The organism is Streptomyces sp. NPDC005925 (genome assembly GCF_040638805.1).
GTDB lineage: Bacteria > Actinomycetota > Actinomycetes > Streptomycetales > Streptomycetaceae > Streptomyces.
Window position 1 is genome coordinate 72,093 of record NZ_JBEXVL010000014.1, and the last position, 21,622, is coordinate 93,714.

19 protein-coding genes and 1 riboswitch are annotated in these 21,622 nt (G+C 72.0%); of the genes, 17 read left to right on the plus strand and 2 right to left on the minus strand.

Annotation, left to right across the window (positions count from 1 at the left end; all coding sequences use genetic code 11):
* Positions 1 to 167: 167 nt before the first annotated feature.
* Positions 168 to 1,118 carry a cation diffusion facilitator family transporter gene (locus tag ABZ354_RS18360; protein ID WP_358657871.1) on the minus strand — a complete coding sequence of 317 codons (951 nt, stop codon included), beginning with the start codon at positions 1,116 to 1,118 and terminating at the stop codon, positions 168 to 170.
* 459 nt (positions 1,119 to 1,577) lie between these two features.
* Here ABZ354_RS18360 and ABZ354_RS18365 point away from each other — a divergent pair, with 459 nt between their 5' ends.
* From ABZ354_RS18365 to ABZ354_RS18445, 17 genes are all read left to right on the plus strand, one after another.
* Complete coding sequence (locus ABZ354_RS18365) at positions 1,578 to 3,428, plus strand: DUF5941 domain-containing protein (protein WP_358657873.1); 1,851 nt, start codon at positions 1,578 to 1,580, stop codon at positions 3,426 to 3,428.
* Positions 3,425 to 4,177 (plus strand): phosphocholine cytidylyltransferase family protein, encoded by a 753-nt coding sequence (locus ABZ354_RS18370; protein WP_358657875.1) that lies wholly within the window; start codon positions 3,425 to 3,427, stop codon positions 4,175 to 4,177. Before ABZ354_RS18365 ends, ABZ354_RS18370 begins: the two co-directional genes overlap by 4 nt.
* Positions 4,165 to 5,226: an iron-containing alcohol dehydrogenase family protein gene (locus ABZ354_RS18375; RefSeq protein WP_358657876.1), complete on the plus strand. Its 1,062-nt coding sequence runs from the start codon at positions 4,165 to 4,167 to the stop codon at positions 5,224 to 5,226. Before ABZ354_RS18370 ends, ABZ354_RS18375 begins: the two co-directional genes overlap by 13 nt.
* Before the next feature lie 13 nt (positions 5,227 to 5,239).
* The gene (locus ABZ354_RS18380) at positions 5,240 to 5,983 is read left to right on the plus strand and encodes a CDP-alcohol phosphatidyltransferase family protein (RefSeq protein ID WP_358657878.1); all 744 of its coding nucleotides are present in this window, start codon (positions 5,240 to 5,242) and stop codon (positions 5,981 to 5,983) included.
* A gap of 41 nt (positions 5,984 to 6,024) precedes the next feature.
* Positions 6,025 to 6,897 carry a glycosyltransferase gene (locus tag ABZ354_RS18385; RefSeq protein WP_358657880.1) on the plus strand — a complete coding sequence of 291 codons (873 nt, stop codon included), beginning with the start codon at positions 6,025 to 6,027 and terminating at the stop codon, positions 6,895 to 6,897.
* A gap of 96 nt (positions 6,898 to 6,993) precedes the next feature.
* Positions 6,994 to 7,929 (plus strand): ABC transporter permease, encoded by a 936-nt coding sequence (locus ABZ354_RS18390; protein WP_358657882.1) that lies wholly within the window; start codon positions 6,994 to 6,996, stop codon positions 7,927 to 7,929.
* The gene (locus tag ABZ354_RS18395; RefSeq protein ID WP_358657884.1) at positions 7,922 to 8,710 is read left to right on the plus strand and encodes an ABC transporter ATP-binding protein; all 789 of its coding nucleotides are present in this window, start codon (positions 7,922 to 7,924) and stop codon (positions 8,708 to 8,710) included. The genes ABZ354_RS18390 and ABZ354_RS18395 overlap by 8 nt, the downstream gene beginning before the upstream one ends.
* A gap of 358 nt (positions 8,711 to 9,068) precedes the next feature.
* On the plus strand, positions 9,069 to 9,971 hold the full coding sequence (hpnC, locus tag ABZ354_RS18400; RefSeq protein ID WP_358657886.1) for a squalene synthase HpnC: 903 nt from the start codon (positions 9,069 to 9,071) through the stop codon (positions 9,969 to 9,971).
* Positions 9,968 to 10,918: a presqualene diphosphate synthase HpnD gene (gene hpnD / locus ABZ354_RS18405; protein WP_358657888.1), complete on the plus strand. Its 951-nt coding sequence runs from the start codon at positions 9,968 to 9,970 to the stop codon at positions 10,916 to 10,918. Before hpnC ends, hpnD begins: the two co-directional genes overlap by 4 nt.
* A 142-nt stretch (positions 10,919 to 11,060) precedes the next feature.
* Entirely contained in the window at positions 11,061 to 12,500 is a 1,440-nt protein-coding gene (gene hpnE / locus ABZ354_RS18410) for a hydroxysqualene dehydroxylase HpnE (RefSeq protein WP_358657890.1), read from the plus strand.
* An 83-nt stretch (positions 12,501 to 12,583) separates the two neighbouring features.
* Positions 12,584 to 13,633, plus strand: coding sequence for a polyprenyl synthetase family protein (locus ABZ354_RS18415; protein WP_358657993.1), 1,050 nt, complete (start codon positions 12,584 to 12,586; stop codon positions 13,631 to 13,633).
* Positions 13,634 to 13,754: 121 nt separating this feature from the next.
* Positions 13,755 to 15,839 (plus strand): squalene--hopene cyclase, encoded by a 2,085-nt coding sequence (gene shc / locus ABZ354_RS18420; RefSeq protein WP_358657892.1) that lies wholly within the window; start codon positions 13,755 to 13,757, stop codon positions 15,837 to 15,839.
* The gene (locus ABZ354_RS18425) at positions 15,839 to 16,561 is read left to right on the plus strand and encodes a 1-hydroxy-2-methyl-2-butenyl 4-diphosphate reductase (RefSeq protein WP_358657995.1); all 723 of its coding nucleotides are present in this window, start codon (positions 15,839 to 15,841) and stop codon (positions 16,559 to 16,561) included. Before shc ends, ABZ354_RS18425 begins: the two co-directional genes overlap by 1 nt.
* Before the next feature lie 5 nt (positions 16,562 to 16,566).
* The gene (gene hpnH, locus ABZ354_RS18430) at positions 16,567 to 17,592 is read left to right on the plus strand and encodes an adenosyl-hopene transferase HpnH (protein WP_358657894.1); all 1,026 of its coding nucleotides are present in this window, start codon (positions 16,567 to 16,569) and stop codon (positions 17,590 to 17,592) included.
* Between the two features lie 206 nt (positions 17,593 to 17,798).
* Positions 17,799 to 19,220, plus strand: coding sequence for an aspartate aminotransferase family protein (locus tag ABZ354_RS18435; protein WP_358657896.1), 1,422 nt, complete (start codon positions 17,799 to 17,801; stop codon positions 19,218 to 19,220).
* Positions 19,221 to 19,284: 64 nt separating this feature from the next.
* Positions 19,285 to 20,040: an XRE family transcriptional regulator gene (locus ABZ354_RS18440; RefSeq protein WP_358657898.1), complete on the plus strand. Its 756-nt coding sequence runs from the start codon at positions 19,285 to 19,287 to the stop codon at positions 20,038 to 20,040.
* A complete protein-coding gene (locus tag ABZ354_RS18445) occupies positions 20,037 to 20,156 on the plus strand; it encodes a DUF6126 family protein (protein WP_358657900.1) in 120 nt (39 codons plus the stop codon). Before ABZ354_RS18440 ends, ABZ354_RS18445 begins: the two co-directional genes overlap by 4 nt.
* 34 nt (positions 20,157 to 20,190) lie before the next feature.
* Here the strand turns inward: ABZ354_RS18445 and ABZ354_RS18450 are convergent, their stop codons facing one another.
* Entirely contained in the window at positions 20,191 to 20,988 is a 798-nt protein-coding gene (locus tag ABZ354_RS18450) for a tyrosine-protein phosphatase (protein WP_358657902.1), read from the minus strand.
* 466 nt (positions 20,989 to 21,454) lie between these two features.
* A riboswitch (cyclic di-AMP (ydaO/yuaA leader) is annotated at positions 21,455 to 21,619 on the plus strand.
* Positions 21,620 to 21,622: the final 3 nt, after the last annotated feature.

The following is a 21,622-nucleotide window of genomic DNA, read 5'->3' on the forward strand; positions in this document are numbered from 1 at the left end:
GTGTGCCGTACGCACCACGCACCCCCGGCAATCGAGCACCGCGCCCGCGAGTCCCGTGCGCCGACCGACGATCAGGCCGGAAACGCCGTACGGAACGCCGCGCCGCGCCCCTCCGACGGCGTGCCGGTCTCCCCGGGCGGCCCTGTGACGGCCTTCCGGCGGCGCCCTCAGTGGCAGAGCCGCGCCTCGTGCTCGGCGTGCCCGGTGGGCTCCAGCTGGAACGTGCAGTGCTCCACGTCGAAGTGGTCGCCCAGGCAGTTCTGCAGCTCGTGCAGCATCTTCTCGTGGCCCAGCGCGGTCAGGGCCTCACCGCGCACCACCACGTGCGCCGACAGCACCGGCATCCCCGAGGTGATCGTCCAGGCATGCAGGTCGTGCACGTCCTCGACACCGTCCAGCGCCAGGATGTGGGCCCGTACCTCCGCCATGTCGACGTTCTGCGGCGCCGCCTCCAGCAGGACGTCCACGGTCTCCCGCAACAGCTTCCAGGCCCGCGGCACGATCATCAGGCCGATGGCGAGCGAGGCGATCGGATCGGCGGCCTGCCAGCCGGTGGTGAGGATCACCAGCGCCGACACGATCACCGCGACCGAGCCCAGCGCGTCCGCCGCCACCTCCAGGAACGCGCCCCGCACGTTCAGGCTTGCCCGCTGCCCCCGCATCAGCAGCGTCATCGACACCGAGTTCGCCGCCAGGCCGACCAGACCGAACACCACGGTCAGTCCGCCGTGCGTGCCGGCCGGGGTGACGAACCGCTGGACCGCCTCGTACAGCACGTAGCCGCCGACGCCGAGCAGCAGCAGACAGTTGGCGAGCGCGGCGAGTATCTCGGCCCGCGCGTACCCGAAGGTGCGGTTGCCGGTCGGCGGCCGGTTCGCGAAGTGCACCGCCAGCAGCGCCATGCCCAGGCCCACGGCGTCCGTCGCCATGTGGGCCGCGTCCGCGACGAGGGCGAGCGAGTCGGCGAGCACCCCGCCGACCAGCTCCGCGACCATCACGCCGAGCGTGATCGCCAGCGCGACGCGCAGCCTGCCGCGGTACGCCCCGGTGACCGTGCCGCCCGCGGGCGCCCCGTGCGGGTGACCGTGCGCATGCCCGTGACCGTGCCCAGTCCCCATGGCCGACCTCCTGTGTTCCCCTCGGATCACAGTGAACAACGCGCCGAGGGCTTGGGGCAACGCGGCACTGAACACCGTTGTCATGTGCCCTGACCTGCGCAAACGCCGTGCAGGTCAGGGCGTTGCGGGCCCACGCCGGCAGACGGAGCCCCGGAGGCGGACGCGCAGTCACCGTGCGGTGCACAGGCCCGGAACCCGAGGCGCGATCGGCGCCCGACGCTATGCCCTCGATGCCCGGTTCTGCCCCCCATGGTTTGTAGGCAGGGCGCCGGATCACCGATGATGATCGTCGCGGAGGCGGGCAGGCCGTGCCGACCGAGCCGTCAACGGGCGGTGAACACGGGCTTCCGGCCATCCGATAGCCTCTGCCGACGTGCCGCCCGGGAGACCCGGCGCAGGCGCCCCCCATCCTGCACACCACCGGCGCGGACGTGCCGGCACCCAGGGAGTGAGTAACGGTTGTCGACCGCCATCCTCACCGGCCGGCCGGTACCCGGATCGTCGATCGAGGCCGAACTGCGGTCCCTCGGCTTCGACGTCCGGACCGCTGCCGATGCCGCGACCGCCGAGACCCTGCTCGCCCAGGTGCCCGGTGACGAGCGGGTCGCCGTGGTCGACGCCCGCTTCATCGGCCACCCGCACGCGCTGCGTCTCGGCCTGACCGACCCCCGCTTCCCGCTCGCCGCGATCCCCGGCGCCGTCACCGCCCAGCCGGCCGCCCGCCGGGAACTCACCCGCGCGATGGCCCGGGAGAACTCCGCGGACCACGGCACCTCTGCCGACACCTCTGCCGACACCACTCACGGCACCACCCTCGTCGGCAGCCTCGCCGACCGTGTCGCCGCCGCCCTCGATGCCGACGGCGCCACCGTGCACCGCCCCGAGCTGGGCAGCCTCGTCGCCGCCACCCCGTCCGACCCGGAGACCCGCGAGGCGACCCGCCGGGCCGTCGCAGCCGTCGACGAGGAGGCCGTACGCCTCAAGTCGGCCGTCAAAGCCCGCGACGGCTTCTTCACCACCTACTGCATCAGCCCGTACTCCCGCTACGTCGCCCGCTGGTGCGCGCGCCGCGGGCTGACCCCGAACCAGGTCACCACCGCCTCGCTGCTCACCGCGCTGATCGCGGCGGCCTGCGCGGCGACCGGCACCCGCGGCGGCTTCGTCGCCGCCGGTGTGCTGCTCATCGCCTCGTTCGTCCTCGACTGCACCGACGGCCAGCTCGCCCGCTACTCCCTGCAGTACTCCACGCTCGGCGCCTGGCTCGACGCCACCTTCGACCGGGCCAAGGAGTACGCCTACTACGCGGGTCTCGCCCTCGGCGCCGCCCGCGGCGGCGACGACGTGTGGGGGCTCGCGCTCGGGGCGATGGTCCTGCAGACCTGCCGGCACGTCGTGGACTTCTCCTTCAACGAGGCCAACCACGACGCCACCGCCAACACCAGCCCCACCGCCGCCCTCTCCGACAAGCTCGACAGCGTCGGCTGGACGGTCTGGGTGCGCCGCATGATCGTGCTGCCCATCGGCGAACGCTGGGCACTGATCGCCGTCCTCACCGCCGTCGCCACCCCCCGCATCACCTTCTACGTGCTGCTCGTCGGCTGCGCCTTCGCGGCGACGTACACCACGGCGGGCCGGGTGCTGCGCTCCGTCACCCGCCGGGCCCGGCGCACCGACCGCGCCGCACGGGCGCTGGCCGACCTCGCCGACACCGGACTCGCCGGCGAGGGCCTCGCGCGCGTGCTGCGCCGCCCCGCCGCCCGGCTCCCCGGCTTCGCGGCCCCGGTGCTCGCCCTGCTCGGCGGCCTCGCGGTGACCGGCGCGGCCCTGTTCACCGGCTTCGGCGGCCCCTGGCCCGTCGCCGGCGCCCTCGCGTACCTCGTCACCTCGGCGCTCGCCGTCGCCCGCCCCCTCAAGGGCGCCCTCGACTGGCTCGTCCCGCCCGTCCTGCGCGCCGCCGAGTACGGCACCGTGCTCGCGCTCGCCGCGCGCGCGGAGGTAAACGGGGCCCTTCCTGCGGCTTTCGGACTGGTGGCGGCCGTCGCCTACCATCACTACGACACGGTGTACCGCATCCGCGGCGACGCGGGGGCGCCCCCGCGCCTGCTGGTGCGGATCATCGGGGGGCACGAGGGCCGCACCCTGGCCGTCGCCGTCCTGGCGGCCCTGCTCACCGCCTCCCACTTCACACTCGCGCTCACGGTGCTCGCCGTGGCCGTGGCCCTCGTGGTGCTCGCCGAGAGCATCCGCTTCTGGGTCGCCTCCCACCTCGGGGGCGCACCCGCCGTACACGACGAAGGAGAACCCGCATGATCGGCCTCGTGCTGGCGGCAGGCGCCGGACGGCGTCTTCGCCCCTACACCGACAGCCTCCCCAAGGCCCTGGTGCCGGTGGGGCCCGCGGGCATAGAGGGTGAGCCCACGGTCCTGGACCTCACCCTGGGCAACTTCGCCGAGATCGGCCTGACGGAGGTTGCCGTCATCGTCGGCTACCGCAAGGAGGCCGTGTACGAGCGCAGGGAGGCCCTGGAGAAGAAGTACGGCCTCAAGCTCACCCTCATCGACAACGACAAGGCCGAGGAGTGGAACAACGCCTACTCCCTGTGGTGCGGCCGTGACGCCCTCAAGGACGGCGTGATCCTCGCCAACGGCGACACCGTCCACCCGGTCTCCGTCGAGAAGACGCTGCTCGCCGCCCGCGGTGACGGCAAGAAGATCATCCTCGCCCTCGACACGGTGAAGTCGCTGGCCGACGAGGAGATGAAGGTCGTCGTCGACCCCGCGCATGGCATGACGAAGATCACCAAGCTGATGGACCCGGCCGAGGCCACCGGTGAGTACATCGGCGTCACCCTCATCGAGGGCGACGCCGCCCCCGAGCTCGCGGACGCGCTGCGCACCGTCTGGGAGAAGGACCCGCAGCAGTTCTACGAGCACGGCTACCAGGAGCTCGTCAACCGCGGTTTCCGTATCGACGTGGCGCCGATCGGCGACGTCCAGTGGGTCGAGATCGACAACCACGACGACCTCGCCAAGGGCCGGGAGATCGCGTGCCGCTACTGACCCGGCTCATCCCGGCCCCGGTCGTCGTGGACATCCGCCCGGGCGCCCTCGACGACCTCGGCTGCGTGCTGGCCGACGAGCGGGTCTCGCACTCCGGCAAGCTCGCCGTGGCCGTCAGCGGCGGTTCGGGCGCGCGGCTGCGCGAGCGGATCTCCCCGCTGCTGCCCGGCGCGACCTGGTACGAGGTCGGCGGCGGCACCCTGGACGACGCGATCCGGCTGGCCGGCGACATAAAGGGCGGCCACTACGACGCGGTGGTCGGCCTCGGCGGCGGCAAGATCATCGACTGCGCCAAGTTCGCCGCGGCGCGCGTCGGCCTGCCGCTGGTCGCCGTGCCGACGAACCTCGCGCACGACGGACTGTGCTCCCCGGTCGCCACCCTCGACAACGACGCGGGCCGCGGCTCGTACGGCGTGCCGAACCCGATCGCCGTCGTCATCGACCTCGATGTCATCCGCGAGGCCCCGGTCCGCTACGTCCGCGCCGGCATCGGCGACGCGATCTCCAACGTCTCCGCGGTCGCGGACTGGGAGCTGGCCAACCGCGTCAACGGCGAGAAGATCGACGGTCTCGCCGCCGCGGTGGCCCGCCAGGCCGGCGAGGCCGTGCTGCGACACCCGGGCGGCATCGGGGACAACGACTTCCTCCAGGTGCTGGCGGAGGCGCTGGTGCTCAGCGGCATCGCCATGTCCGTGTCGGGCGACTCCCGCCCGTCCTCCGGCGCCTGCCACGAGATCAACCACGCCTTCGACCTGCTGTTCCCCAAGCGGGCCGCCGCCCACGGCGAGCAGTGCGGCCTCGGCGCGGCCTTCGCGATGTACCTGCGGGGCGCGCACGAGGAATCGGCGTACATGGCCGAGGTGCTGCGCAGGCACGGGCTTCCGGTCCTGCCGGACGAGATCGGCTTCACGAGGGACGAGTTCGTCCAGGCCGTGGAGTTCGCCCCGCAGACCCGCCCCGGCCGCTTCACCATCCTCGAACACCTCGACCTGAAAACCCACCAGATCAAGGACGTCTACGCCGACTATGTCAAGGCCATCGGTAGCTGAACTCCGTCCGGTCGTGCACCCCGCCGGGGTCAAGGACCGGCGCAGCGGTGAGCACTGGATGGGGCGCCTCTACATGCGCGAGGTGTCCCTGCGGGTGGACCGCTGGCTGGTCAACACCAGGGTCACGCCCAACCAGCTCACGTACCTGATGACCGTCTTCGGCGTGCTCGCGGCCCCGGCCCTGCTGGTGCCGGGGATCGCGGGCGCCGTCCTCGGCGTGGTGTGCGTCCAGATGTATCTGCTGCTGGACTGCGTCGACGGCGAGATCGCGCGCTGGAAGAAGCAGTACTCGCTGAACGGCGTCTACCTGGACCGGGTCGGCGCCTACCTCACCGACGCCGCCGTGCTCGTCGGATTCGGGCTGCGCGCCGCCGACGTGTGGGGCACCGGCCGGATCGACTGGCTGTGGGCGTTCCTCGGCACGCTGGCCGCGCTCGGCGCCATCCTGATCAAGGCCGAGACCGACCTGGTCGGCGTGGCCCGCCACCAGACCGGGAAGCCGCCGGTCGAGGAGGCCGCCGCCGAGATGCGCACCTCCGGCATGGCGCTGGCGCGCAAGGCCGCCGCCGCGTTCAAGTTCCACCGGCTGATCCTCGGCATCGAGGCGTCCCTGCTGATCCTGGTCCTGGCGATCGTGGACCAGACCCGCGGCGATCTGTTCTTCACCCGGCTCGGGGTCGCCGTGCTGGCCGGCATAGCGCTGCTGCAGACCCTGCTGCACCTCGTGTCCATCCTCGCGTCGAGCAGGCTGAAGTGAGCGGCCCGGCGCACACGCCGGAAGCGGCGGAAGGGAGCGGCATGAAGGTCGGTGCCGTCATCATCACCATGGGCAATCGTCCCGAGGAACTGCGCGCCCTCCTCGACTCGGTCGCCAAACAGGACGGCGACCCGGTCCAGGTGGTCGTGGTGGGCAACGGCTCCCCGGTGCCCGACGTCCCCGAGGGCGTCCGCACGGTCGAGCTGCCCGAGAATCTCGGCATTCCCGGGGGCCGCAACGTCGGCATCGAGGCGTTCGGCCCCGGCGGCCAGGACGTCGACGTTCTCCTCTTCCTGGACGACGACGGCCTGCTCGCCCGCACCGACACCGCCGAACTGTGCCGCCGGGCGTTCACCGCCGACCCCGAGCTCGGCATCATCAGCTTCCGCATCGCCGACCCGGACACCGGCGAGACCCAGCGCCGCCACGTCCCCCGGCTGCGCGCCTCCGACCCGATGCGCTCCTCCCGGGTGACCAGCTTCCTCGGTGGCGCCAACGCCGTACGCACCAAGGTCTTCGCCGAGGCCGGCACCCTGCCGGACGCGTTCTTCTACGCGCACGAGGAAACCGACCTGGCGTGGCGGGCCCTCGACGCGGGCTGGATGATCGACTACCGCTCCGACATGGTGCTGTACCACCCCACGACCGCGCCCTCCCGGCACGCGGTCTACCACCGCATGGTCGCCCGCAACCGCGTCTGGCTGGCCAGGCGGAACCTTCCGGCACCGCTCGTCCCGGTCTACCTCGGCGTGTGGCTGCTCCTCACCCTGCTGCGCCGGCCGTCGCGCCCCGCGCTGAAGGCCTGGTTCGGCGGCTTCCGGGAGGGCTGGTCGACGCCGTGCGGTCCGCGCCGCCCCATGAAGTGGCGTACGGTGTGGCGGCTGACCCGACTGGGCCGGCCCCCCGTGATCTGACAAGCTCGTTCCTGAGAGCATCCGGGCCGCACCGAGGCCCCGGAGCCGTGCCAAGCCCGCGCAGGCTGCGCATCTCGAAGACGAAAGTTTCCACTAGTGAGTGAGACAACGCACGACGGCGGAGTCGCGGTGAGCGCGCCTCCGTCGCCCGACGAGGGCCTCCCGGCAGCAGAGCTCGCCGCGAAGTACGGGCTGACCGTGAGCGGTGCCCGGCCTTCCTTGCGCGACTACGTCCGTCAGCTCTGGGGGCGCCGGCACTTCATCCTCGCCTTCTCCCAGGCGAAGCTGACCGCCCAGTACAGCCAGGCCAAGCTGGGGCAGCTCTGGCAGGTGGCGACACCGCTGCTGAACGCGGCCGTGTACTTCTTCATCTTCGGTCTGCTGCTGGGCGCCCGCCGGGGCATCCCGCACGACATCTACGTCCCGTTCCTGGTGACGGGCGTGTTCGTGTTCACGTTCACGCAGAGCTCGGTCCTCGCGGGCGTGCGCGCCATCTCCGGCAACCTCGGACTGGTGCGGGCGCTGCACTTCCCGCGCGCCTCGCTGCCGGTCTCCTTCGCGCTGCAGCAGCTCCAGCAGCTGCTCTTCTCGATGATCGTGCTCGTCGTGGTCATGCTGTCGTTCGGCAGCCTGCCCGACCTGTCGTGGCTGCTGGTCGTGCCCGCGCTGCTGCTGCAGTTCGTCTTCAACACCGGGCTGGCGCTGCTGTTCGCGCGGATGGGCAGCAAGACGCCCGACCTGGCCCAGCTGATGCCGTTCGTGCTGCGTACCTGGATGTACGCCTCGGGCGTGATGTTCAGCATCCCGGCGATGCTCGCCGACAAGGACGTGCCCGGCTGGATCTCCGACGTCCTGCAGTGGAACCCGGCCGCGATCTACATGGACCTGGTCCGCTTCGCGATGATCGACGGCTACGGCAGCTCGTACCTGCCGCCGCACGTGTGGGCGTTCGCGGCGGGCTGGGCGGTACTGGCCGGGGTCTTCGGCTTCGTGTACTTCTGGAAGGCCGAGGAGAGGTACGGCCGTGGCTGATCAGCACACCGACGCGCACGTCCCGACCGTCATCGCGGACGACCTGCACATCGTCTACCGCGTCAACGGCGCCAGGTCCGGCAGGGGCAGCGCCACCGCCGCCCTCAGCCGCATCCTCAAGCGGGGCTCCGACGACACGGCGCGAGGCGTGCGCAAGGTGCACGCCGTGCGGGGCGTCTCCTTCATCGCCTACCGGGGCGAGGCCATCGGCCTGATCGGCTCCAACGGCTCCGGCAAGTCGACGCTGCTGCGCGCCATCGCCGGTCTGCTCCCGGCCGAGGAGGGCAAGGTCTACACCGACGGCCAGCCCTCGCTGCTCGGGGTGAACGCGGCGCTGATGAACGACCTGACGGGCGAACGGAACGTCATACTGGGCGGGCTCGCCATGGGTATGACCCGGGAGCAGATCAAGGAGCGCTACCAGGACATCGTCGACTTCTCGGGCATCAACGAGAAGGGCGACTTCATCACCCTGCCGATGCGCACCTACTCCTCCGGCATGGCGGCCCGGCTGCGCTTCTCCATCGCCGCCGCCAAGGACCACGACGTCCTGATGATCGACGAGGCGCTGGCCACCGGTGACCGCAAGTTCCAGAAGCGCTCCGAGGCCCGGATCCGGGAGCTGCGCAAGGAGGCCGGCACGGTGTTCCTGGTCAGCCACAACAACAAGTCGATCCGGGACACCTGCAACCGCGTCCTGTGGCTGGAGCGCGGCGAACTGCGCATGGACGGCCCCACGGACGAGGTCCTGAAGGAGTACGAGAAGTTCACCGGCAAGTAACCGGCGCGTGGCGGGCCCTGCCGGTACTTCCGGCAGGGCCCCGCGTCTGCGGAGGTGCCCCCAACTCCAGCCCCTCCCGGCGATGTTGTCGCCAGTCGGTGGGCTCCCGTGATGCGCCGGACACCCCCGAGGTCCGATGTGCGCCGTACCACGTAAGCTGTACCGGTCCCCGTAAACGCGGCAACTGGGGCGATAACGCCCGACACTCTCCGTGAGGAAGCGGTGTCGGAGTCCGGGCGGCGTGTCCGAAATAGTGTGTATTCGGTCGGCAGTGTAGAACGGGAGATGTGACGGCAATGGTTACGGAAACTCCCCAGCTCCGGGACGCATGTGCCGTCCGTGCCCAGGACCTCCGGCGGTGACGGTGGCCGGTACGGCGCGCACGCGTGACCCTGAGCGCGACACGCTCGACAAGGCCGCGGGCGAGAACTTCCCCGTCGCCCCCTTCTTCCTGCCCCGCGCCTGGCGCACCGACCTGATGGCCGTGTACGGATTCGCCCGCCTCGTGGACGACATCGGCGACGGCGACCTCACCCCCGGCGGCGCCGACGCCCGCCTGCTCGGCGTCGGCCCGCGGGAGGCCGAGGACCGGCTGCTCCTCCTCGACGCCTTCGAGGCCGACCTGCACCGCGTGTTCGGCTCGACGCCCCGTCACCCCCTGCTGCGGCGCCTCCAGCCGACCGTCCGCCGCCGCTCGCTCACCCCCGGGCCGTTCCTCCGCCTGATCGCCGCCAACCGCCAGGACCAGCTGGTCACGCGCTACGAGACTTACGACGACCTCCTCGCGTACTGCGAACTGTCGGCCAACCCCGTCGGCCGCCTCGTCCTCGCCGTCACCGGCACCACGACGCCCGAACGGATCCGGCGCTCCGACGCGATCTGCACGGCCCTGCAGATCGTCGAGCACCTCCAGGACGTCGCCGAGGACCTCGGCCGCGACCGCGTCTACCTGCCCGCCTCCGACATGAAGCGCTTCCACGTCCAGGAGACGGACCTCGCCGCGACGACCGCGAACGCGTCGGTGCGTGCCCTCGTCGCCCACGAAGCGGCCCGCGCCCGCGCCCTCCTGGACGAGGGCGCGCCGCTGGTCGGCAGCGTCCGGGGCAGGCTGAGGCTGCTGCTCGCCGGGTTCGTGGCGGGCGGCCGTGCCGCCCTGCACGCCATCGCCGCCGCGGGTCACGACGTCCTTCCCGGCCCACCGGCGTCCGGCAGGCTCCGGCTGCTGCGCGAGGTGGGCGTGACCCTGCGAGAAGAGGGGTGATGCGGACCGTGGAGACTCCACCGCAGGTGTCCGCACCGGTACTCGCCGCCTACAGCTACTGCGAGGCCGTCACCGGACACCAGGCCCGCAACTTCGCCTACGGCGTCCGGCTCCTGCCGACGGCCCGGCGCCGCGCGATGTCGGCGCTGTACGCGTTCTCCCGCCGGGTGGACGACATCGGCGACGGCGCCCTCGACAGCGACGTCAAGATCGCCCGGCTGGAGGACACCCGGGCCCTGCTCGCCCGCATCCGGGAGGGCCGGGTGGACGAGGACGACACCGACCCGGTCGCCGTCGCCCTCACCCACGCGGCGGAGCGGTTCCCGATCCCGCTGGGCGGCCTGGACGAACTCATCGACGGCGTCCTGATGGACGTACGCGGTCGGACGTACGAGACCTGGGACGACCTGAAGGTGTACTGCCGCTGTGTGGCGGGCGCCATCGGGCGGCTCTCGCTCGGCGTCTTCGGCACCGAACCGGGAGCGCGCGGCGCCGAACGTGCTCCCGAGTACGCCGACACGCTCGGCCTCGCGCTCCAGCTCACCAACATCCTGCGGGACGTGCGGGAGGACGCCGAGGGCGGACGCACCTACCTGCCCGCCGACGACCTCGCCAAGTTCGGCTGCTCGCCCGGGTTCGACGGGCCTGCCCCGCCGGAGGGCTCCGACTTCGCGGGCCTCGTGCACTTCGAGGTGCGCCGCGCCCGCGCCCTGTTCGCCGAAGGCTACCGTCTGCTTCCCCTGCTCGACCGGCGCAGCGGTGCCTGCGTCGCCGCCATGGCCGGGATCTACCGGCGGCTGCTGGACCGCATCGAGCGCGACCCCGGGGCCGTGCTGCGCGGCCGGGTCTCCCTGCCCGGGCGCGAGAAGGCGTACGTCGCCGTGCGCGGATTGTCCGGACTCGACGCCCGGCAGGTCACCCGGCACGCCGTCAGGAGGCGCGCCTGATGGACGCAGTGGAGAAACCGGATACCGGCCCTCGCACCGGACGAAAGCGCCGGGCACCCCTCTCGTGGCAGCCCGCGTCCCCGCCGGCGACGGGCGGCCGTGCACCCCTCCCGCACGGGCGCCGCGCAGGAGAGGCTGCACGATGACCGACGGCCCGCGGTCCCATCGGCCGCACCCGCGGACCCCGACCCCGGCCCCGGCCCGCACCGGGGGCCACGCCGTCGTGGTCGGCGGAGGGATCGCCGGCACCACCGCCGCACTCGCGCTCGCCGACGCGGGCCTCCGCGTCACCCTGCTGGAAGGCAGGCCCCGCCTCGGCGGGCTCGCCTTCTCCTTCCGGCGCGGCGAGCTGACCGTGGACAACGGCCAGCACGTGTACCTGCGCTGCTGCACCGCCTACCGCTGGTTCCTGGACCGGATCGACGCGGCCGCGCTCGCCCCCCTGCAGGACCGCCTCGACGTGCCCGTCATCGACGCCGCGAAGCCCGAGGGGCGACGGCTCGGCCGGCTGCGCCGCGACGCGCTGCCCGTCCCGCTCCACCTGGCGCGCAGCCTCACCACCTACCCGCACCTGTCGCTCGCCGACCGGGCCCGCGTCGGCCGCGCCGCGCTCGCGCTCAAGCGGCTCGACCCCGCCGACCCCGCCCTGGACACCCAGGACTTCGGCAGCTGGCTCACCGCGCACGGCCAGTCGGCCCGCGCCGTGCGGGCCCTGTGGGACCTGGTCGGCGTCGCCACCCTCAACGCGGTCGCGGGCGACGCCTCGCTGGGGCTCGCCGCGATGGTCTTCAAGACGGGCCTGCTGTCCGACCCGGGCGCCGCCGACATCGGCTGGGCGCGCGTACCGCTGGGCGACCTGCACGACCGGCTGGCCCGCAGGGCGCTCGACGCGGCGGGAGTCCGCACCGAGACCCGTACCCGCGTCACCTCCGTCTCCGCCCACCCGAGCGGCGGCTGGAGCGTCCAGGCTCCCGGCGAGACGCTGGAGGCGGACGCCGTCGTGCTGGCCGTACCGCAGCGCGAGGCGTACGACCTGCTGCCCGCGGGCGCGCTGGACGCCCCCCGACGGCTGCTGGACATCGGCACGGCGCCGATCCTCAACGTCCACGTCGTCTACGACCGCAAGGTCCTCACCGGCCCGTTCTTCGCTGCGCTCGGCACGCCCGTGCAGTGGGTGTTCGACCGCACCGACGCGTCCGGGCTGACGGACGGCCAGTACCTCGCGGTGTCCCAGTCCGCCGCGCACGACGAGATCGACCAGCCCGTGGCGGTGCTGCGCGAGCGCTACCTGCCCGAGCTGGAGCGGCTGCTGCCGCTCGCGCGCGGCGCCCGTGTGCGGGACTTCTTCGTCACCCGGGAGCGCACCGCCACCTTCGCCCCCGCCCCCGGCGTCGGCCGTCTCAGGCCCGGTTCCCGTACCGGGGCCCCCGGCCTGTACCTTGCCGGAGCGTGGACCGCCACCGGGTGGCCCGCGACCATGGAGAGTGCGGTCCGCAGCGGAGTGGGCGCGGCGGACGCCGCGCTGCGCGCCCTGGGACGGCCCCGCCCCCGTCGGCCCTTCGCGTTCGAGGAGGCGGCGTGATGCCCGGTCACGGAGCGTCGGGCCCCCGCACCCCCGGCACCGCAACAAGAGGAGAGAAAGTGCCCACAGCGCCCCCGGCCCTCATGGCCCCCCCACGGACCACGGTGGACGTGACCGCGCTCCTGGAGCGCGGCCGGACCCTGGCCACGCCGGTGCTGCGGGCCGCTGTCGAGCGGCTGGCGCCTCCCATGGACACGGTCGCGTCGTACCACTTCGGCTGGATCGACGCCGACGGCAAACCCGCGGACGGGGACGGCGGCAAGGCCGTGCGTCCCGCCCTGGCGATCCTCTCCGCCGAGGTCACCGGCGCCCCGCCCGAGACGGGCGTGCCCGGCGCGGTCGCGGTGGAACTGATCCACAACTTCTCGCTCCTGCACGACGACCTGATGGACGGCGACGAACAGCGCCGGCACCGCGACACGGTCTGGAAGGTGCACGGTCCCGCCCAGGCCATCCTGGTCGGCGACGCCCTGTTCGCCCTGGCCAACGAGGTGCTGCTGGAAGTCGCCACCGTCGAGGCCGGCCGCGCCGCCCGCCGCCTGGCCGCCGCCACCCGCGCCCTGATCGACGGTCAGGCACAGGACATCTCCTACGAGCACCGCGACCGGGTCAGCGTCGAGGAGTGCCTGGAGATGGAGGGCAACAAGACCGGCGCCCTGATCGCCTGCGCCAGCTCCGTCGGCGCCGTCCTCGGCGGTGCCGACGACCGCACCGCCGACGCCCTGGAGCGGTACGGCTACCACCTGGGCCTCGCCTTCCAGGCCGTCGACGACCTCCTCGGCATCTGGGGCGACCCCGTCTCCACCGGCAAGCAGGCCTGGAGCGACCTGCGCCAGCGCAAGAAGTCCCTGCCGGTGGTCGCCGCGCTCGCGGCGGACGGCGCCGCCGCCGAGCAGCTCGGCGCCATCCTGGCCGCCGACGCCGAGAGCAGCGACTTCGCGGGCTTCTCCGAGGAGGAGTTCGCGGCCCGCGCCGCCCTCATCGAGCGGGCCGGCGGCCGTGACTGGACCGCAGCGGAAGCCCGCCGTCAGCACACCTTCGCCCTCGAGGCGCTGGACGTCGTCGACATGCCCGACCGGGTCCGCGACCAGTTCACGGCGCTCGCGGACTTCGTCGTCGTACGAAAGAGATGATCACTATCGGTCGAATAGCCCTCGCGTAGTCGCCGGCCGGTGCCGTGAGGCACCATCGGAGCACCGGCCGACGGCGGACCCGCAGCAGACGCACACCTTGCCACTGCACGAAGGGGAAGCCATGACAGCGACGACCGACGGAAGCACCGGGGCCGCCCTGCCGGCCCACGCTGCCGCGGCCGGCGAAAACGCCACTGCCACCGACAACGTCACCGACATCGGCACCCACACCCGTAACGGCCTTCCGGTCCCCGGGGCGGACGAGGGACCGGATGCCGCCACCCGCGCCATGCGGCGCGCCACGGACTTCCTGCTCGCCCGGCAGGACCCCGAGGGATGGTGGAAGGGCGACCTCGAGACGAACGTCACGATGGACGCCGAGGACCTGCTCCTGCGCCAGTTCCTGAACATCCGCGACGACGCCACCACCCGCGCCGCCGCCCTCTTCATCCGCGGGGAACAGCTCGAGGACGGCACCTGGGCCACCTTCCACGGCGGGCCCGGCGACGTCTCCGCCACCGTCGAGGCGTACGTCGCCCTGCGGCTGGCCGGCGACCCGCCCGACGCCACGCACATGGCGAAGGCGTCGGCCTGGGTCCGGGCGCGGGGCGGTATCGCCGCCGCCAGGGTCTTCACCCGGATCTGGCTCGCCCTGTTCGGCTGGTGGAAGTGGGAGGACCTCCCCGAACTCCCGCCCGAGCTCATCTACTTCCCCCGCTGGGCGCCCCTCAACATCTACGACTTCGGCTGCTGGGCCCGGCAGACCATCGTGCCGCTCACCGTCGTCTCCGCGAAGCGCCCCGTGCGCCCCGCGCCCTTCCGGCTCGACGAGCTGCACACCGATCCCGCCGACCCCAACCCCGCCAGGCCGCTCGCCGCCCCGACGACGTGGGACGGCGTCTTCCAGCGGCTCGACAAGGGCCTGCACGCCCTGCGCCGCGTCGCACCGCGCCGGCTGCGCCGGGCGGCCATGAACTCCGCCGCCCGCTGGATCATCGAACGGCAGGAGAACGACGGCTGCTGGGGCGGCATCCAGCCGCCCGCCGTGTACTCGGTCATCGCCCTGCACCTTCTGGGGTACGACCTGAACCACCCGGTGATGCGCGCAGGGCTGGAGTCCCTCGACCGCTTCGCGGTGTGGCGCGAGGACGGCGCCCGCATGATCGAGGCCTGCCAGTCCCCGGTGTGGGACACGTGCCTCGCCACCATCGCGCTCGCCGACGCGGGACTGCCCGCCGACCACCCGCAGCTCGTCAGGGCCGCCGACTGGATGCTCGGCGAGCAGATCGTACGGCCCGGCGACTGGTCCGTACGACGGCCGCAGCTGCCGCCCGGAGGCTGGGCGTTCGAATTCCACAACGACAACTACCCCGACATCGACGACACCGCCGAGGTGGTTCTGGCGCTGCGCCGCGTCGAGCACCACGACCCGGAGCGCGTGGAGCGGGCCGTCGCGCGCGGGGTGCGCTGGACACTCGGCATGCAGTCGAGGAACGGCGCGTGGGGTGCCTTCGACGTCGACAACACCAGCCCCTTCCCCAACCGCCTGCCGTTCTGCGACTTCGGCGAGGTCATCGACCCGCCGTCCGCCGACGTCACCGCGCACGTCGTGGAGATGCTCGCCGTGGAGGGCCTCACCCACGATCCGCGTACCCGGCGCGGCATCGAGTGGCTGCTCGCCGAACAGGAGCCGGACGGCTCGTGGTTCGGTCGCTGGGGCGTCAACTACGTGTACGGCACCGGCTCCGTCGTCCCCGCCCTGACGGCCGCCGGGCTGCCCGCCTCGCACCCGGCGATCCGGCGGGCGGTGGCCTGGCTGGTGTCCGTGCAGAACGACGACGGCGGCTGGGGCGAGGACCTGCGCTCCTACAAGTACGCCGCGGAATGGAGCGGACGCGGCGCCTCCACCGCCTCGCAGACCGCCTGGGCGCTGATGGCACTGCTCGCGGCGGGGGAGCGGGAGTCACGGGCCGTGGAGCGCGGCATCGCCTGGCTCGCCGACACCCAGCGGGAGGACGGCTCCTGGGACGAGCCGTACTTCACCGGCACCGGCTTCCCCTGGGACTTCTCCATCAACTACCACCTCTACCGGCAGGTCTTCCCGCTCACCGCGCTCGGCCGGTACGTGCACGGCGAGCCCTTCGTCGCGAAGGCCGGCGCCCGCCGCACCGCGCAACCCCGCGCCGGGGCCAAGGGCAGCCCGTGATGCCACCGCCCGGCCCGGCGGCCCTGTCCGCCCCGCTGCTGATCGCCTGCGCGCTCGGCATCGAGCAGCTGGCGCTGCGCGGGTTCACGTCGCGTACGTTCACGAGGCGTACGTTCACGACCCGCACGGGCGGCCGTGACGAGCCCGGCGGGAGCGGCGCGAGTGGCGATGCCGGTGGTCCGGTCACCGTGCTCCGCACCGGCATGGGACCGGCCGCCGCCGAACGCTCCGTCGGCCGGGCGCTCGCCGACCCGCTCCTCGACGCCGCCGCCGTCCTCGCCACCGGGTTCTGTGCGGGGCTCGCACCCGGCATGCACCCCGGCGACCTGGTGGTGGCCGAGGAGACCCGGGACCCGTGCGGTACAACCCCCTGCGTGGGCACCGACCTGCTGGTCGCGGAACTGGGACGCACCCTGCCCGGCCGGACCGTCCACACCGGCACCCTCACCGGCTCCGACCATGTCGTCCGCGGCGCAGAGCGCGCCGCACTGCACGCCACCGGCGCGATCGCCGTGGACATGGAGTCGGCGGCCACGCTCCGAAGCGCCGTACGCACCGGCGCGCGCCCCGTTGCCGCCGTACGAGTGGTCGTGGACGCTCCAGAGCATGAACTGGTTCGTATCGGCACGGTGCGCGGTGGAATATCGGCTTTCCGCGTTCTTCGTTCCGTGCTTCCCGCATTCTTCGAATGGCACCGTTCCCTGCTGCTCCCCCGGAGGTGAGCCAGATGGCCATGCCGCTGCGCCAGTCCATCAAGGTCGCTACGTACCTGGCCGAACAGAGGCTCCGCAGGCGGGACAAGTTTCCGCTCATCGTCGAGCTCGAACCGCTCTTCGCCTGCAACCTGAAATGCGAGGGCTGCGGCAAGATCCAGCACCCCGCCGGGGTGCTCAGGCAGCGCATGCCGGTCGCCCAGGCCGTCGGGGCGGTGCTGGAGTCCGGGGCGCCCATGGTGTCCATCGCCGGCGGCGAACCCCTGATGCACCCTCAGATCGGTGAGATCGTGCGCCAGTTGGTGGCGAAGAGGAAGTACGTCTTCCTGTGCACCAACGCCATGCTGCTGCGCAAGAAGCTGGACGAGTTCACGCCTTCCGCCTACTTCGCCTTCGCCGTGCACATCGACGGGCTGCGCGAGCGGCACGACGAGTCGGTCGCGAAGGAGGGCGTGTTCGACGAGGCCGTGGCGGCCATCCAGGAGGCCAAGCGGCGCGGCTTCCGCGTCACCACGAACTCCACCTTCTTCAACACCGACACCCCGCAGACCATCATCGAGGTGCTGAACTACCTCAACGACGACCTCAAGGTCGACGAGATGATGATCTCGCCCGCCTACGCCTACGAGAAGGCACCCGACCAGGAGCACTTCCTCGGCGTGGAGCAGACCCGCGATCTGTTCCGGAAGGCCTTCGCGGGCGGCAACCGGCGCCGCTGGCGCCTCAACCACTCCCCGCTGTTCCTCGACTTCCTCGAGGGCAAGGTCGACTTCCCGTGCACGGCCTGGGCCATCCCGAACTACAGCCTCTTCGGCTGGCAGCGCCCCTGCTACCTGATGAGCGACGGCTACGTGCCGACGTACCGGGAGCTGATCGAGGAGACCGACTGGGACAAGTACGGCCGCGGCAAGGACCCGCGCTGCGCCAACTGCATGGCGCACTGCGGCTACGAGCCGACCGCCGTCCTCGCCACCATGGGCTCCCTGAAGGAGTCCCTGCGCGCCCTGCGCGAAACCGTCGCACCGAGCGGGGGGAGCTGAAGAGCGAGCGGAGCGGGAAGCCGGAACAGCGGCACCAACCGGAACGGACGAGGAAACGGAACGGACGGGAAGGCCGGACGCACGGTCCGAGCCGAAGCGCCGGACGAGTCGGACGGGCCAAGGACGAGAGCGCCGGACGAGCCGGAGTGCCGGACGAGCCAAGGACGAGTCGAACCGCCGGGCGAGCTGACCAGGGAGCAACCGGAATGACCACCGCGGAATCCGCCTCGTCACCGCCGCCGCAGGCCGGCGCCTTCGACCTCGGCGCGCTGCTGGCCGAACGCGGAGCCGAGCGCTACGAGCTGCACACCCGGCACCTCAACCACCAGCTCCCGCGCGTGCTGCGCACCCTCGGCTTCGACAAGGTCTATGAGCGTGCCGAGGGTGCGTATTTCTGGGACGCCGACGGCAACGACTACCTGGACATGCTCGCCGGGTTCGGCGTGATGGGCCTGGGCCGCCACCACCCCGTGGTCCGCAAGGCCCTGCACGACGTCCTCGACCTGGACCTCGCCGACCTCACCCGCTTCGACTGCCAGCCGCTGCCCGGCCTGCTCGCCGAACGGCTCCTCGCGCACACCCCGCACCTGGACCGGGTGTTCTTCGGCAACAGCGGCACGGAAGCCGTCGAGAGCGCGCTGAAGTTCGCCCGCTACGCCACCGGCAGGCCGCGCGTCCTGTACTGCGAGCACGCCTTCCACGGCCTGACCACCGGCTCCCTCTCCGTGAACGGCGAGGCCGGGTTCCGCGACGGGTTCGCCCCGCTGCTGCCCGACACGGCCGTCCCCCTCGGCGATCTCGACGCACTCGCGCGCGAGCTGCGCAGGGGGGATGTGGCCGCGCTGATCGTCGAACCGATCCAGGGCAAGGGCGTGCACGCCGCGCCGCCCGGCTATCTGCGCGCCGCGCAGGACCTCCTGCACCGGCACAAGGCGCTGCTCATCGCCGACGAGGTGCAGACCGGCCTCGGCCGCACCGGCGACTTCTACGCCCACCAGCACGAGGAAGGAGTCGAACCGGACCTGGTGTGCGTGGCGAAGGCCCTGTCCGGTGGCTACGTCCCGGTCGGCGCCACCCTCGGCAGGGACTGGATCTTCAAGAAGGTCTACTCCTCCATGGACCGCGTGCTCGTCCACTCGGCGAGCTTCGGCGCCAACGCGCAGGCCATGGCGGCGGGCCTGGCCGTATTGTCCGTGATGGAGAACGAACAGACCGTGGCCGGCGTCCGGGCCACCGGCGAGTTGCTGAGGTCCCGGCTGGCCGCGCTGGTCGACACCTACGAGCTGCTCGCCGACGTCCGCGGCCGGGGGCTGATGATCGGCATCGAGTTCGGCAGGCCGCGGTCACTGAAGCTGCGTGGCCGGTGGGCCATGGTGCAGGCCGCCCGCACGGGACTGTTCGCGCAGATGGTGGTCGTGCCCCTGCTCCGGCGCCACCGCATCCTCACCCAGGTCTCCGGCGACCACATGGAGGTCATCAAGCTGATTCCGCCGCTGATCATCGGCGAGCGGGAGGTGGACCGCTTCGTCGACGCCTTCACCGCCGTGATGGACGACGCGCACAGCGGCAGCGGGCTGATCTGGGACTTCGGCCGGACCCTGGTGAAGCAGGCGATGACCAACCGCTGAGGCACCACTTTGCCTCTCAGGCAAAAAATTTGCCTGAGAGGCAATCCCTGGGCTGAATAGACGCATGAACTCGTCCGAGCCCGTTTCAGAGCCCGAGCGCGCGTACCCACCCCCGCCCGACCGAGAGTCCGCCCCCACGCCCGAGTACGGCCCCGCGCCCGAATCTCGCCCTGAGGCGAACCCGCCCGCTGATCCGCCCGCCGATCTGTCCGCCGATCTGTCCGCCGGGCCGCCCGAGGTGGGCACGCTCGTCGCGCCCCAGCTCCGCGCCCTGCGTCGTCGCGCGGGCCTCACCCTGGAGGCCGCGGCCCGCGCCGCCGCCCTGTCGCCCGCCCACCTGTCCCGGCTGGAGACCGGCCGTCGCCAGCCGTCGCTGCCGATGCTGCTGGCTCTCGCCCGCGTCTACGGGACGACCGTCTCCGAACTGCTCGGTGAGCAGACCGCCGACCGGGACGCCGTCGTGCGGGCCGCCGACATGGAACCGACGGCCGCGGGCGGCTGGACGTACTGGCAGGCCGGGTCGCCCGGCCGTGGCATGCAGGCCCTGCGCGTCCGTGTCCCGTACGGCGCGCAGGGCGACGTGGTGCGCGTCCACCCCGGTGAGGAGTGGCTGTACGTGCTCAAGGGCAGGCTGCGGCTCCGTCTCGGCGACACCCTGCACCGGCTCGAGCCGGGCGACAGCGCGCACTTCGACTCGCTGACCCCGCACCGCATCGCCGCGGGCGGCCCGGACGAGGTCGAGCTCCTCTTCGTCCACACCCTGCTGCAGAGCCCCACGGCCTCGCTGTGCCTGGGCCCGTTCACCGGAGGCACGTCATGAGCGACATCGAGGACAAGTTCCCGCGCGCCCTGTGGGTCCGGCTGATCATCTACATCGCCGTGGGGCACGTCTTCGCGGCCTTCGTGTGGCTGCTGTTCGAGGTCGGCGCGCAGTAGGGCGCGGAGCGCGGCGCCGGCCTCGGGGCGTACGTCAGTCCAGCAGGCGTTCGCGCAGCCGCTCGCGGATCTCGGGGGTGACGCCGAGCCCGTTCTCGAGGTAGGCCGGGACGCCGCCCCAGGTGTCCTGGATCGTGTCGAAGGCCGCCGCGAGGTACTCGGCGCGCGCGTCGAACAGGGGGTCGAGCAGCTCCATGACCTCGGGGGAGTAGGCCGAGGCGGACGTGGCGCTGCGGCGCACCTTGTAGCGGCGGTGCTTGGCGTTCGACTTCAGGTAGTCCTCGGCTATCGCGTCCCGCTCGACGCCCAGGGCGAGCAGGGTCACGGCTATGGACAGGCCCGCGCGGTCCTTTCCGGCCGCGCAGTGCATCAGCGCGGGGAGGCTGTCCTCGGCGAGCGAGTGCAGCACCCGCGAGTGCTCCGCGGTGCGCTCCGTGATGACCGTCCGGTACGAGTCGATCATCCGGGCGGCGCCCCTGCCGTCCGAGAGGACCGCGCGCAGCTGCTCGAGGTCGCCGTCCCGCACCATCTTCCAGAACTCGGCGCCGTCGGCCGGGTCGCTCAGCGGCAGGTTCACATTGCGGACGCCCGGCAGCGCGACGTCCGGGCCCTCCAGCTTCTGGTCGGCCGCGTTGCGGAAGTCGAAGATCGTGTGCAGGCCGAGGGAGGCGAGGAAGGCGGCGTCGTCCTCTGTCGCGTGCGCGAGGTGACCGCTGCGGAACAGCACGCCGTACCGCACCCGGCGGCCGTCCACGGTCGGCAATCCGCCGACGTCACGGAAGTTGCGCACTCCGGCCAGCTCGGGCTCGGTCGACGGGACCTGCTGCGTCACGTGGACTCCTCACACTCGGCCCCGCCGGCGCGGCTCACCGACGGGCACACGCCGACGATACGACACGCCTGCCGGACAATATGAGAGGGACGTAGTGACTCAACTTGCGCTGTAACAAATGAAATCGGACATAGTTTTTGATCGGTAGCCTATCCACCTCTATGAGTCATTGGTCCGAATTGGTCGTTTGTGCGTAACGTGCCCCGATAGTAAGGGGGATGGGGTGTGGGGCGTGAGCAGCGTCATAATCGTGACGATCCGCTGTCGCCATGTTCACGTAATTCAACCGCGTTACCTGGGGATTGAAGAAGCGCGAAAGATCCTGTTCCACGCTCGGTGACGGGCATAACCCTGATCGCCCGCACAAAAGCGCGTTCGCGGACAAACCCAGGCTTGTTTCTCAGCCATCCGGTCGCTTACGTTCGCCACCGATCCGGACGGACGCCTAATCCTGCCGCCGTCCGGAAGCCCGCACACACTTCGACCCGTGTACGGCAGGAGCGGGGGACCCACAGGTACAACCGCCTGTTCCGGTCTCCGGACACAGGCTCGGGGTGAAGCCGCGCACACCGCGGCCGGGCATCTCCAGTCCGAACCCGACAGCTCACCTCGTAGGCGCCGGAGAGGAATTCGC